12 protein-coding genes are annotated in these 13,536 nt (G+C 63.0%); 6 read left to right on the forward strand and 6 right to left on the reverse strand.

Annotation, left to right across the window (positions count from 1 at the left end; genetic code table 11):
* Positions 1-3: 3 nt before the first annotated feature.
* Positions 4-441, reverse strand: coding sequence for a cupin domain-containing protein (locus tag FAZ97_RS25670; RefSeq protein WP_158761323.1), 438 nt, complete (start codon positions 439-441; stop codon positions 4-6).
* A 253-nt stretch (positions 442-694) separates the two neighbouring features.
* On the opposite strand from FAZ97_RS25670, the gene FAZ97_RS25675 reads away from it, so the two are divergent.
* The 4 genes from FAZ97_RS25675 to FAZ97_RS25690 all read left to right on the forward strand — a co-directional run bounded on the left by FAZ97_RS25675 (position 695) and on the right by FAZ97_RS25690 (position 4,951).
* Complete coding sequence (locus FAZ97_RS25675; RefSeq protein WP_158761324.1) at positions 695-1,807, forward strand: BMP family ABC transporter substrate-binding protein; 1,113 nt, start codon at positions 695-697, stop codon at positions 1,805-1,807.
* Positions 1,808-1,846: 39 nt separating this feature from the next.
* Positions 1,847-2,383 carry a nucleoside deaminase gene (locus FAZ97_RS25680; RefSeq protein WP_158761325.1) on the forward strand — a complete coding sequence of 179 codons (537 nt, stop codon included), beginning with the start codon at positions 1,847-1,849 and terminating at the stop codon, positions 2,381-2,383.
* Between the two features lie 340 nt (positions 2,384-2,723).
* On the forward strand, positions 2,724-3,491 hold the full coding sequence (locus FAZ97_RS25685; RefSeq protein WP_158761326.1) for a ParA family protein: 768 nt from the start codon (positions 2,724-2,726) through the stop codon (positions 3,489-3,491).
* A gap of 101 nt (positions 3,492-3,592) precedes the next feature.
* Entirely contained in the window at positions 3,593-4,951 is a 1,359-nt protein-coding gene (locus tag FAZ97_RS25690; protein WP_158761327.1) for a tryptophan leader peptide, read from the forward strand.
* 34 nt (positions 4,952-4,985) lie between these two features.
* Here FAZ97_RS25690 and FAZ97_RS25695 read toward each other — a convergent pair whose 3' ends face one another.
* Together FAZ97_RS25695 and FAZ97_RS25700 are read right to left on the reverse strand one after the other, a co-directional pair.
* A complete protein-coding gene (locus FAZ97_RS25695) occupies positions 4,986-5,747 on the reverse strand; it encodes an ABC transporter permease (RefSeq protein ID WP_158761328.1) in 762 nt (253 codons plus the stop codon).
* Entirely contained in the window at positions 5,744-6,748 is a 1,005-nt protein-coding gene (locus tag FAZ97_RS25700) for an ABC transporter ATP-binding protein (protein ID WP_158761329.1), read from the reverse strand. The genes FAZ97_RS25695 and FAZ97_RS25700 overlap by 4 nt, the downstream gene beginning before the upstream one ends.
* Before the next feature lie 534 nt (positions 6,749-7,282).
* On the opposite strand from FAZ97_RS25700, the gene FAZ97_RS25705 reads away from it, so the two are divergent.
* Positions 7,283-8,086: a transporter substrate-binding domain-containing protein gene (locus FAZ97_RS25705; RefSeq protein WP_158761330.1), complete on the forward strand. Its 804-nt coding sequence runs from the start codon at positions 7,283-7,285 to the stop codon at positions 8,084-8,086.
* Between the two features lie 70 nt (positions 8,087-8,156).
* Here FAZ97_RS25705 and FAZ97_RS25710 read toward each other — a convergent pair whose 3' ends face one another.
* The 3 genes from FAZ97_RS25710 to FAZ97_RS25720 are packed head-to-tail and all read right to left on the reverse strand — an operon-like array spanning position 8,157 to position 12,197.
* On the reverse strand, positions 8,157-9,464 hold the full coding sequence (locus FAZ97_RS25710) for a c-type cytochrome (protein WP_158761331.1): 1,308 nt from the start codon (positions 9,462-9,464) through the stop codon (positions 8,157-8,159).
* 11 nt (positions 9,465-9,475) lie between these two features.
* Positions 9,476-11,740 carry a xanthine dehydrogenase family protein molybdopterin-binding subunit gene (locus tag FAZ97_RS25715; protein ID WP_158761332.1) on the reverse strand — a complete coding sequence of 755 codons (2,265 nt, stop codon included), beginning with the start codon at positions 11,738-11,740 and terminating at the stop codon, positions 9,476-9,478.
* A 1-nt stretch (position 11,741) separates the two neighbouring features.
* On the reverse strand, positions 11,742-12,197 hold the full coding sequence (locus FAZ97_RS25720; protein ID WP_042273124.1) for a (2Fe-2S)-binding protein: 456 nt from the start codon (positions 12,195-12,197) through the stop codon (positions 11,742-11,744).
* 784 nt (positions 12,198-12,981) lie between these two features.
* Here FAZ97_RS25720 and FAZ97_RS25725 point away from each other — a divergent pair.
* Positions 12,982-13,530: a lysozyme gene (locus FAZ97_RS25725; RefSeq protein ID WP_199272191.1), complete on the forward strand. Its 549-nt coding sequence runs from the start codon at positions 12,982-12,984 to the stop codon at positions 13,528-13,530.
* The last annotated feature ends 6 nt before the right edge of the window (positions 13,531-13,536 follow it).

Here is a 13,536-nt window from a genome sequence, read left to right on the forward strand (position 1 = left end):
ACGTTACGTCGCGGGGGTTGTTTGCCACGGCGTTGGCGCGGGCACGGCGCAGGGCGCTTCCACATCGATCGACTTGAAGTCGGCGGGGCTCACGATTTCGAGGTACTCCATGTCGGGCGAGTAGTCGAAGAGGTAATGCGCGATGCCCGGCGCCTGATGCACGCAGTCTCCCGCTTCGACGAGCGTTTCCTTGTCGCCGTACATGAAGCGCGCCCAGCCCTTGAGCATGATGACGATATGAAACTCTGCCTCATGCCGGTGCCAGCCCGTGCCCAATTCCGGCGCAAGATTCGCCCTGACGAGTTGCGCGACCACCTTGCCGTGCGTCGCATCGGCGATCCCCAGGTCTCGGTAGACAAAGAAGTCGCGCAGCCCGCCGCCCGTAAAAGACGTGTCCTGCGGCTTGACGTGCGAAAACTCCGTGGCGAGTGCGGTTTGCATGACAGGTCTCCCGAGCGCGAAGGTTGAAGGGGCAACGGGTTGGGCAAGCACGACGCGTTCCAGCGTGACGCGCCGAATATATGAGCGCTTCTATGAGGCGGTGGCCGGTTATATCGATTCCGTTATCCAGCACATAATGAATCGAAATTTCGGCCTTAATTTTGACTGACCACTATTTTCGCTAATGTGACGTTATCCGGCGGACAGTTGTCGAATAACGTCACGTCTTTCCCGTTCCTGTATCGGAGACCACATGGCAACAACATTCGCTTGCGCGGCGGTGCGCTCCCTGCGCTTCGCGGCTACGGTAATCGCCACGCTTGGCGCCTGCGCCGCGGTGAGCCACGCGGCCACCGCCGCTGCGCCGATCGGCGTCGCGTTCGTCTATCTCGGCAACCCCGGCGACGCAGGCTGGACCTATGCGCACGAACAGGGCGTGAAGGCGATCGAAGCGAAATTCGGCGACAAGATCAAGGTCACGCGCGTGGAGAACGTGCCCGAATCGGCCGACTCGGAGCGCGTGTTTCGCGACCTCGCGAGCAAGGGCAACAAGATCATCGTCGGCTCGAGTTTCGGTTTTCAGGACTTCGAACTGAAAACCGCAAAGGATTACCCGGACGTGGTATTCGAGCATGCAACGGGCTACAAGAAAGCCGCGAACTTCGCGACCTATGACGTGCGCACGTATCAGAGCGCGTATCTCGCGGGGCTCGTTGGCGGCTATACGACGAAAACGAATACGCTTGGTTTCGTCGCCTCGGTGCCGGTGCCGGAAGTGGTGCGCAACATCAACGCCTTTACCATGGGCGCGCGCTCGGTCAATCCGAATGCGAAGGTCAAGGTCATCTGGATCAATAGCTGGTTCGATCCGGGCAAGGAGAAGCAGGCGGCGGAAACGCTGATCGGCCAGGGCGCGGACGTGCTGATCCAGAACACCGATTCGACGGCGACGATGCAGACTGCCGAGCAGAAGAAAGTGCACGCATTCGGTTGGGACTCCGATATGAAGAAGTTCGGCCCGAATGCCCAATTGGGCGCATGCGTGAGCTACTGGGGCGTGTATTACTCGCACCTCGTCGAACAGGTGCAGGCGGGCACGTGGACCAACGCGCCAACGTGGTGGGGCCTCAAGGAAAAAGCCATCGACCTTGCCGACATCAACACGGCAACCGTTTCGCCCGCCGCGCAAAAGGCGCTCGCACAAAAACGCGACGATATCATTGCCGGCAAGTTCGATCCGTTCGCGGGCCCGATCAAGGATCAGAGCGGCGCGATCAAGGTGGCCGCCGGCACGTCGCTGCCGGATGCCGAGTTGCAGCGGCTGAACTGGTTTGTGCAGGGCGTAGATGGCGCATTGCCGAAGTAACGGCACCGAAGCCGCGCCACCATCAGGAGGAGACATAGTTTGAGCCTGACCCATTCGCCACACCAGAGCGCATCGGCGTTTCCCGAGCAAGGGCTCGCGCCGACGCGCGAACAGATCGTGCGCCATTTGCGCCATGCGAGCCTGGTCGCGGAACGCGCGACGCTATTAGGCCATCACCCGTTTGGCGCCATTCTCGTCGGGCCCGATCAGGAATCGGTGCTCATCGAGCAGGGCAATGTCGATACCGTCAATCATGCGGAAGCGGTGCTTGCACGCACCGCCGCGCTCAACTTCACGCCGCAATACTTGTGGGGCTGCACGCTCTATACGACAGTCGAGCCGTGTTGCATGTGCGCGGGCACGGCCTATTGGGCGAACATCGGGCGCGTGGTGTTCGGCATGACGGAAGAACGGCTGCTGCAAGCCACCGGCGATCACGCGGAGAATCCGACGATGAGCGTGTCGTCGCGGTATGTGTACGACCATTGCCAGAAGCGCGTTGACCTGATCGGGCCCGTGGCCGAAGTCGAGGAAGAAATCATGGAGGTGCAGCGCATATTTTGGGGACATCGTTAAGCGCAGTCTTCGCGTTGTCATCACGCGTAATTGCGCTTTAAGTCATCTGACCTATGCTTAACGCACGGCTTACGTTTGAACAGGAGATACGCAAATGAAAGCTCGACGCGTTTTTGCCGCTCTGCTCGCTGTAGCGCTTGCCTTGGCGCTTCCAGCAACCGCGAGTTACGCATGCGACGGAAGTGGTTATAACCAGCCAAACGGCCAGGGGAAATAAAACCGTCATATAACCTGGCCTCGCCGCGAAAACCGCCACCAAAAATCTTTTCCGCACCGCCGCATCGGGTATGCTGATCCCCATCCGTCTCATTGCATCGACGAGAAACAGGGGAGCGAAGACATGCGGCGTGTGGTGTTCAATCAGAAGGGTGGTGTAGGCAAGTCAACGATTGTTTGTAATCTCGCGGCAATCAGCGCGAATGAGGGCCAGCGTACGCTCGTCATCGACCTCGACGCGCAGGCCAATTCGAGCCAGTACCTGCTCGGGGCCGCTTCCGCCGATGCGAAGCCCAACGTTGCCGACTTCTTCGAAACCGCGCTGACGTTCAGCTTCAGGCCCATCGACGTCACGTCGTTCATTCATTCGACACCGTTCGAGAATCTCGACGTCATGCCCGCGCATGCCGATCTCGACACGCTGCACGGCAAGCTCGAGTCGCGCTACAAAATCTACAAGCTGCGCGACGCGCTCAAAGAACTCGATATGTACGATGCGATCTACATCGACACGCCGCCTGCGCTGAACTTCTACACGCGTTCCGCGCTGATCGCGGTCGAGCGCTGCCTCATTCCCTTCGACTGCGACGACTTTTCACGCCGCGCGCTCTACACGCTGCTGGAGAACGTGAAGGAGATTCAGCAGGATCACAATGCCGCGCTCACGGTGGAAGGCATTGTCATCAACCAGTTTCAGCCGCGCGCGAGCCTGCCGCAGAAACTTGTCGACGAACTCGTCGATGAAGGGTTGCCGGTGCTGTCGTCGCGGCTGTCGTCGTCGGTGAAGATTCGCGAATCGCATCAGCAAGCCAAGCCCGTCGTTCATCTCGACCCGGCGCACAAACTCACGCGTGAATTCGTCGCGCTACACCAGGAATTGAGCGGCGCCTGAAGAGCAAGAGCGGACATCACCGGTTTACGCCCCCGGCGGAGTGTGCAAGTATCCCTCGCAGCGAGTAGCACCCATACTCCTGCTCTCCTGCGAGGTGCACAATGGACTGGAGGTTCTGGAAAACAGAGAAGCGCCAGGAAGAAGAGGCGCGCAACTGGCCCACAGATACGCATGAATCGATACGCCAACTCCTGGGCATGTACCAGGGCGTTGGCACGCCGCCGTTCGCGAACTGGGCCGCGCCCGGCATCGCGTTCACACCCGCGGTCGAAACGACCGCTCAAAATGGGGTCAAGGGCTATCAGCTCGCCCTGTGGTTCTGGCTGTTTGCCGAGAAGCACGGCACCATCGCCGCGCGAATGGCGCGCGAAACGTTTTGCCTGTTAGCCGATGCCGCGCAGCCGTCGTCCGGAGACGCGATCGATACGCTCCTCGACGAGGAAAATCGCCTCGCGCGTGCTGTCGAGGGGCTTTCCGCCGGGCAGCGCGCGTTCACACTGGAAGGCGTGAGCGTCGAACTGCCGATGGAATTCTTTCTCGCGACCGGCACCCTGAGGCTTCGGCCCGAGTCGCCGTATGCGGCGGAGGCGGGCGCCTCCCTGCAAGGCAACGACTACAAGCTGGCGGACTGCTTTCGCCACGCCACCGACGAAGCCCTTTCCGTTTTCCGGCCGATGATCGAGGCTGTCGAATTCGACGCGAAGTCGCTGCCCAACTGGAAATGGAGCGCACGGCCGGGTGCGGCCGAGCGGCATCTGCAGCGGCGCTATAGCAATCCGCTTTTCCCGCTGCACCGGCAGATGGTCACGGCCCACGACGTTCATGAGGCGCGGCTCGCCGACAATCAGGCGCTGCAGGACATTCGCAACGAACTCAATGAAGTGAGGCGCGCGTTCTTCGAAAAGCCGGAGCTGCCGTTGAACTGGCTGGCGTACCTCGAAAGCTATCGGGACGAAGTCGACCGGCTCGATGAACGCCGACTCGTGGCGGGCGGGCAAAACGCCGCGCTCGGCGAAGCGATCGCGGCGCTGCGTGCCGATGTGCTTGCGCCGTGGCGTGCCGAGATTCAGAAAAGCCGCCACAGTCTCGCCGCGCTCGAACAGGACGAGGCGCGCAGGGCCGAACGGCGCGCGCTGCTGTACGGATGCGACTGGACCGCGCAACTGCTGAGTCACGGCTCGCTCATCCCGCCGGAGGAAGTCGTTCCCGCGCTGCTCAGCGAATCGCCGCCTGAGCTGGAGCGGGCAGTGACGGGTCTGCAGTCCGAGCCGCGTTTGCACGAGACGCTGGCGCACTGCCGGGCCGTTGGGCATCGGATCGTCAATGAGCTACGCGCCGCGGGTCACAGCTTTCCCGACATGACCGACAAGCTTCGTATTCTCGACGGCTCGTTTGGCGACCCGCCGAACCGCCCCCATGAGGACCCGCTCGGCAGCACGCCGGGGCAGGCGCCGGCCTGACGATCGAGGCAGGCAGCCGGCTGATTCGCTAACGTCAGGTTTTCAGCCGGTAGCCCGTTTTGAAGATCCACGCGGTGATCACGAGGAACAGCGCGAGAAAAGCGGCCGTCATGCCGAGACTCACGCCAACGTCGACGTCCGCGAGCCCGTAGAAGCTCCAGCGAAATCCGCTGATGAGATAGACGATCGGGTTGAATAGCGTGATCACCTTCCATGCGGTCGGCAGCATGTCGACCGAGTAGAACGCGCCGCCGAGGAACGTCAACGGTGTGATGACGAGGAGCGGCACGATCTGCAGTTTCTCGAAGTTGTCCGCCCAGATGCCGATAATGAAGCCGAGCAGGCTGAACGTGACCGCCGTGAGCAGCAGGAACAGCGCCATCCACACGGGATGCTGGATCTGGATCGGCACGAACAGCGCCGCGGTCGCGAGGATGATGAGCCCGAGCACGACCGACTTGGTCGCCGCCGCGCCGACATAGCTGACCACGATTTCGAGGTAGGACACGGGCGCCGAGAGCAGTTCGTAAATCGTGCCCGTGAAGCGCGGGAAGTAGATGCCGAACGACGCGTTCGAAATACTCTGCGACAAGAGCGACAGCATGATGAGGCCCGGCACGATGAACGCGCCGTAGCTCACACCGTTGACTTCCTTGATGCGCGAACCGATCGCGGAGCCGAATACGATGAAGTAGAGCGAGGTCGAAATCACCGGCGCGACGATGCTCTGCATCAGCGTGCGCCGGGTGCGCGCCATTTCGAAGCGGTAGATGGCGCGAATTGCGTAATGGTTCATCGCGAGGTTACCTGTCCTTTTACCTGTGCGTTGCTGTCTTGCGCGACTGCGGGTGTGGCGAATGGCGCGGCGGCGGCCGGGTCTTTATGGACGAGACTCACGAAGATGTCCTCCAGCGAACTCTGGCTCGTTTTCAGGTCCGTGAAGCCAATGCCCGCATCGCCCAGGTTCTTCAGCAGCGCAATGATGTCGTTGCGCTCGTTTTCGCTGTCGTAGGTATAGATGAGCTCGGCGCCGCCATCGGCGAGTTCCAGCCCCCAGGCGGCGAGCCCTTCCGGAATGGCGCTCAACGGCGCTTCGAGCTGCAGCGTCAACTGCTTGCGGCCCAGCTTGCGCATGAGGACGTCCTTGCGCTCGACGAGCATGATCTTGCCTGCGTTGATCACGCCGATCCGGTCGGCCATCTCTTCCGCCTCGTCGATGTAGTGGGTCGTGAGGATGATCGTCACGCCGTTCGCCTTGAGCCCGCGCACGAGTTCCCACATGTCGCGGCGCAGTTCGACGTCCACACCCGCGGTCGGTTCGTCCAGAAACAGAACCTGTGGCTCGTGCGCGAGCGCCTTCGCGATCAGCACGCGGCGCTTCATGCCGCCCGAGAGCGTCATGATCTTGTTGTTGCGCTTCTCCCACAGCGACAGGTCGCGCAGCACGCGCTCGACATACGCGGGGTTGGCCGGCTTGCCGAACAGGCCCCGGCTAAACGATACGGTGGCCCACACCGTTTCGAAGGCGTCGGTGGTGAGCTCTTGCGGCACGAGGCCGATCAGCGAGCGTGCGGCGCGGTAGTCGGCGAGGATATCGTGACCGGCCACGCGCACGCTGCCTTCGCTCGCATTGACGATGCCGCAGATGATGCTGATGAGCGTCGTCTTGCCCGCGCCATTCGGCCCCAACAGCGCGAAGATTTCGCCGCGCTGGATCTCGAGGTTGATGTTCGTGAGCGCCCGGAGTCCCGACGCATAGACTTTCGAGAGATTCTCGATGGAGAGGATCGTTTGCATGTGCGTGACATTACCAGAAGCGGGTAAAACACACCGGGCGGACCACGCGGGACATCCCAGGGAAAACCCTCTCTCTTGCGGCGCTCGCGAGCCGTGGCAGAACCTGTCCGCGAATGACACGCTCGCGGCAAGGGGTATTGCGCAGAGCGCACGCGACCGCCAGGTCGCCGTGCTCACGCTCACTGTATGGCTTCGCACGATAGTCGGTGAGGCTCGCCATGGCACGCTGGAACGCGTGCGAAAGAAGATTAGGCATGCCAGGCATGAGTGCGCCGGGCGCGGGCGCGATGTCGTTCGGCGCATAGGAGGCCGTGAAAGCGATGAATGCCGCGGCGGCCACGGCGGCATATTGGCGCGCCGCTTCGCAGATTCGGGTTTGCCCCGTCCAGCGTTGCGCCCAGCGCGGGAAAGTCCTCAGTTGCGCGGGCTACGATCGCGCTGCCGATCGTAGTATTCTCTAGCGACGCGGCCTCGGGGGGCGCTGATGTGCCATCGCGAAGCAGTCCAGACATCCAGATAAAGAGGAGAAGTTGAATGAAGTTGAAGAAGCTCCTGTTCACAAGCGCGCTTGCCGTATCGGCACTGGGATTTACCGCCATTTCCGCTCATGCGGAAGATCTGCTGGATTCCGTCAAGCAAGCCGGGGTGCTCAAGATCGGCCTGGAAGGCACCTATCCCCCGTTCGATTCCCGTGACAGCAGCGGCCAGCTCGTCGGCTTCGACGTGGACGTCGCGAAGGCCGTGGCGGCCAAGCTCGGGGTCAAGCCCGAGTTCATTCCCACCGAATGGAGCGGCATTATCGCGGCGCTGCAAGCCGGCAAGTTCGACGTGATCGTCAATCAGGTGACCGTCACGCCGCAACGCCAGCAGGCGCTCGACTTCAGCCAGCCGTATACGTACTCGGCGGCCCAGCTGATCCAGCGCTCCGACGACAAACGCGAGTTCAAGACGCTCGACGAATTCAAGGGCGACAAGAAGCTCGGCGTGACGCTCGGCACCAACTATGACCAGATGGCGCGTGCCGTTCCGGGTATCAACGTGCAAACGTATCCCGGCGCGCCGGAGAAGCTGCGCGACCTGGCCGCGAAGCGTATCGACGCGACGATGGACGACCGCCTGATGCTGCCGTACATCATCAAGACGTCGAATCTGCCGCTGCGTCCGGGCGCCGTGTTGCCGGGCGCCGATCAGGAAATGGCCATTCCGTTCCGCAAGGGCAATCCGAAGTTCGAGAAGGCGATCAACGACGCGCTCACCTCGCTCAAGCAGGACGGCACGCTCAAGAAGATCTCCATGCAGTGGTTCGGCCAGGACGTGACGCAGCCGCTCGCTCACTGACGCTGCACGCGTTTCACGACAATCGCGCCGGCCGCACGCATGGCCGGCGCGATTGCTTCAACCCTCCTTCTTACCGCGCAGCCTGCGTTCTCGTGCGCATCTTCGCCACCTCTGCCGCGCCCACCGCACCCGCCTGGTTGTTCCACCCCGCGCGCACGAACGTGAGCACGTCGGCGATCTGCTTGTCGCTTAGGACATCTGCATAAGCGGGCATGGGGTACGGCGCGGGCATGCCCTGGATCACGAGATCGCCGGTGCCGTTGAGCGTGACGTTGATGAGCGACGACGCGTCCTTCTCCAGCACGTTCGGATTGCCCGCGAGCGGCGCGAACATCGGCGCGAAGCCGCGCCCGTCGGCGCCGTGGCAATGCATGCAATACGCCGTGTAGACGCGCGCGCCCGCATCGTTCGCCGGGCGCGAGAGCGACACTTTCGTCGCTTGCGCGTCGTACGCATACGCCGGTCCGCCGTCGCCGCCCTTCGCCGGCAGCGACTTCAGGTAGCGCGCGATCGCGTTGACGTCGGTGTCGTTCATGGCCTGGGTGCTCTTGTTGACCACATCGGTCATCGCGCCGAACGCCGAGGCGTGCTGGTTCGCACCCGTCTTCAGGAACTGCGCGAGGTCCGCTTCGCTCCAGCGCCCGAGGCCCGTGTTGTGCTCTCCCGTCAGGTTCGAGGCGAACCAGCCGTCGAGCGCGGCGCCCGTGAGCCAGGCGTCGCCGCTTTCGTCGAGCGCCTTCTCGTTGAAGCCGATGCCGCGCGGCGTGTGGCACGAGCTGCAGTGACCGAGCCCCTGCACGAGGTACGCGCCGCGATTCCACGCCGCGTCCTTGCCCGCTTTGTCCTGGTACGCGCCTTTCTCGAGAAAGACGGCGTTCCAGAGCTTGAGCGGCCAGCGCATGTTCATCGGCCACTTGATGTCGGCGTCGCGATTGCTCTGCCTGACCGGTTGCACGCCCTGCATGAAGTACGCGTAGAGCGCGGCGACGTCTTCGTCGCGTACCTTCGCGTACGAGGGATAAGGCATGGCAGGATAGAGGTTGTGGCCATCTTTCGCCACACCCTCGCGCATGGCGCGCGCGAAGTCCGCCTGCGTGTAGCCGCCGATGCCGGTGTCCGGGTCGGGCGTGATGTTGGTCGTGTAGATGCGGCCGAGCGGTGTGTTCATCGGCAGGCCGCCTGCAAACGGCTTGCCGTGCGGCGCGGTGTGGCACGCCGCGCAGTCGCCCACGACGGCGAGATAGGCGCCGCGCTGGATCGTAGCGGCGTCAGCCGCGAGGGCGGGGCGCGCGCTCACGCAGGCGAGCGTCACGGCGGCCGCGAGGGCAACGCGGCGCAGGCCGCGGACGCGTTGGGATGCGTTGATCGTTTTCGTCATGGTTCGCTCCCTCAAGCCGACTGTGCGGACGCGCCCGCGTTCACGAGCTGGCGGCCCACGGGCAAATGCCGCAGACGCTTTCCGGTGGCCGCATAGATCGCATTCGCCACGGCCGGAATGACCGCCGAGGTGCCGGGCTCGCCGATCCCGCCAGGCGCTTCGGCGCTCTTCACCATATGCACCTCGATTACCGGCATCTGGTCGATGCGCATGATGCGGTAGTCGGTGAAGTTGGTTTGCGTGACGCGTCCGCGCTCGATCGTGATTTCCCCCCACAACGCGGCGGTGATGCCGAACGCAATGCCGCCCTGGATCTGTGCCTCGATGGTCTCGGGGTTGACGGCCATGCCGCAATCCACGGCGCACACCACGCGGTTCACGCGCACCTCGCCATCTTCCACGGTGACGTCCGCGACCATGCTGAGGAAGCTGCCGAACGCGTGCATCACCGAAACGCCGCGCCCCTGGCCCTTCGGCATCGGCGGTCCCCAGTTGGCGGCACGCGTGGCCACGTCGAGCACCCCCAGCGCGCGCGGCGATTTGCCGAGCAGATTGCGGCGGTAGGTGACCGGATCGGTTTTCGCGGCCACGGCCAGCTCGTCAATGAAGCTTTCCACCACGAACGTGCCGCGCGTGGGTCCCACGCCACGCCAGAACGCGGTGGGCACCGCATGCGGCTCCTGGCGCACGTATTCGATCAGCTGGTTTGGCAGGTCGTAGGGCAGGTCGGCGGCGACTTCCACGGCATCGGGGTCCACGCCGTGCTGGAAGGCGGGCGGCGCAAAGCGCGCCATGATCGAGGAACCCGCGATGCGGTGCTGCCAGGCCACGGGTTTGCCGTTCGCGTCGAGCCCGGCCGAGATGCGGTCGTAGTAGTACGGCCGGTACATGTCGTGCTGAATGTCTTCCTCGCGCGTGTAGAACACCTTCACCGGCACAGTGAGCTGCTTGCCGATCTTGAGCGCCTGGGTGATCGCATCGACTTCGAGCCGCCGCCCAAAGCCGCCGCCGAGCAGGTGATTGTGCACGGTGATCTGCTCTGGCTTGAGACCGGTGACGGCCACGGCCGCATCCACGGCGCGCGTGGGCACCTGGGTGCCCACCCAGATGTCGCAGCCGTCGGGCTGCACGTGGACCGTGCAGTTGATCGGCTCCATCGTTGCGTGCGCAAGGAACGGCTGCTGATACACCGCATCGATGCGCGTTTTTGCGTTACCGAACCCCTGCTGCACGTCGCCATCCTTGCGTGCAACGGCGCCCTCGCGTTGCGAGGCGCTCGCGAGATCGCCGACGATCTGCTGCATCGACACGCTCGCGCCCGCGCCTTCGTTCCATTCGACGACGAGCGCCGCCGCGCCGCGTTTCGCCGCCCACGTGTGCGCGCCGATCACGGCCACGGCGTTGTCGATCTTCACGATCTGCGTGACGCCGGGAACCTGCTTCGCGCGCGTGTCGTCGACCTTCACCAGCGTGCCGCCGAACACGGGGCAGTTCACGATGGCGGCGTAGACCATGTCGGGTAGGCGCACGTCGAGGCCGAATTGCGCCGCGCCGTCCACCTTCTCCGGCGAGTCGAGGCGCTTCGTGGGCTTGCCGACCAGCGTGAAGTCCTTCGGGTCCTTGAGCGCCACCTTCTGCGGTACGGGCAGGTGGGCCGCCGCGTCGACGAGCTGGCCATAGGCGATGCGCCGGCCGCTCGCGTCATGTAGCACCTCGCCTGCTTTGGCGTGGCAGCTGGCGGGATCGACTTGCCACTGCGCCGCCGCCGTCTGGATCAGCACGGTGCGCGCGGCGGCACCCGCTTCGCGCATGGGCTGCCACGCAAAGCGGATCGACGTCGAGCCGCCCGTGAGCTGGCCGCCCAGCAGCGGGTCGGTGAAGAGCTTCTCGTTGGGCGGCGCGTGGTCGACGGTGACGCTGTCGAGCGGTACTTCGAGTTCCTCCGCGATCAGCATGGGAATCGAGGTGTACACGCCTTGCCCCATCTCGACCTTCGGCACGATGAGCGTGACCTTGCCCGAGCGGTCGATCTGCACGAACGCGTTCGGCTCGAACACGCCGTCTTGCGGCGCTTCGTTGCCGTCGCCGCCAACGATCGACTGGCGCGTCTGGCTGTCGCCCTGAGCGCCTGCGGAAAAGCTGATGCCGAGCAGCAGCCCGCCGCCCGCTGCCGCGCCGAGCTTGAGGAAAGTGCGGCGTGTGACCTGGCCGCTGCCGAGGTGTTGGGGCTTGCGTCGCGGCGCGCCGTTCTGCGCATCGAGGAGACCTTGTGACATGTCAGGCCTCCTTTGCGGCTTGCTTGATGGCGGCGCGGATCCGCGCATAGGTGCCACAGCGGCAGATGTTGCCCGCCATCGCGGCGTCGATGTCGGCGTCGCTCGGGTTCGGATTCGCGGCGATGAGCGCCGCCGCCGACATGACCTGCCCCGACTGACAGTAGCCGCACTGCACGACGTCGATCTCGCGCCAGGCCTTCTGAACCTTCTGCCCCGCAGGCGTCGCGCCGATGGCCTCGATGGTCGTGATCTTGCGGCCTGCAACGGCCGCGACCGGCAGCACGCACGAGCGCGCCGCTTCGCCGTCGAGATGCACCGTGCATGCGCCGCACTGCGCAATGCCGCAGCCGAACTTCGTGCCGGTCAGGCCGACAATGTCGCGCAAGACCCAGAGCAGCGGCATGTCGGGTGGCGCGTCGACCGTGTGAGTTTCTCCGTTGATTGTCAGCGTCGTCATGAAGCGGCTCTCCGAGAGTGGGGATTTGTCGTTTTGATCGTGCAATCGAAGTATCCGCGCGCCGGCTGTTCCATTTTGTCGGCCTAATAAGCGGACAAAACGCAGGCCCGTGAGCACGGCCTTTCGACAACCGGGTGAGTGTAGCGCCGCCTTTAAATGCGTGCAGAAAACGGTCCATCCCGGTGGCTCGCAAACGAAAGCTGTCTCGAGGGCCTGCCCCATGAGGAAATCAGGCACGCCAACGCGCTGATGGAAGCGCCGTTTGCCGTCGAGAGAATCAAGTCGCCTTTAAACGTGTGCTTCATGGCATGGCACAGCTGTGGATTTTCTCCGTTTGATAATTCAGTTTGGATTCCTTATCGTATTCATTCGAATCCGGTCGACCCTCTGAGCCTCGCTGTTTTATCGCGTGTGCGCTCCCGCACATTTGGGCATAAATTTTCAGGAAAACCGGGATGGAGCTTTCTAATGTTCGGGCATAAGTGGAGGCCACTTGTGCAGGACCTCCAATGCCAGCGTTTGTCGCGTAGCCGGCAACGCAATGGCCTTCGACAAGTCCTTACGGATTCTTGTCATTCGAGTCGCGGAAACCGGCGACTGTAACGTCCTCCGGAAAACTACGCTGACGGTATTCGTTTGCAATTGAATATAGCGCTTGACTACTGCCTTTCATCACAATTCAAAATGGTCACGTGAAACGGCAAGCAATTGATCGAGCCCGCATGGTGTCTTGGGACGTGTCGTAAGGAAGGCAATGCCGCACTAGAAGTACAACGAGATGCCGATGCATACCGGCAGGCGAATGGAAAAAATGAATAGTGAGGAAATCATGGCTCAACCTCGCGCTGTCAACGCGCAAACCATTCAACTCGTCAAACAGGCTGAGGGAATTCCTGGTATTGCGACGGGCGATATTTATCCGTACATGGACCCGATAGGCATCTGGACGATCGGATGGGGTCACGCCATTGGGATCGACGGCCGTTTCCTGCGCGGCAACGCCGATCTCGACAAGGTCAAGGCGCTCTATCCGGACGGCATCAGCGAGGCGCAGGCAGAAATTTTCCTGCAGGCCGACTTGATGCATGCCGGAAGCGGCGTGCTTTCAGTCGTCACGGTGGCGCTGAATGACAACCAGTACGGCGCACTGACGAGTTTCACGCTCAATCTCGGCTTGGGCAATCTGCGTTCGTCGACGCTCCTCAAGCTTTTGAACGAGAGAGACTTCGACGATGCCGCGAAGCAGTTCCCGCGCTGGAGTTTCGCCAACGGAAAACAGCTGCCGGGCTTGCTCAAGCGAAGGGAAGCCGAGCAATCGCTCTTCCTCAACTGAGAAGGG

It is taken from the genome of Paraburkholderia acidiphila (genome assembly GCF_009789655.1).
Taxonomy (GTDB): Bacteria; Pseudomonadota; Gammaproteobacteria; order Burkholderiales; family Burkholderiaceae; genus Paraburkholderia; species Paraburkholderia acidiphila.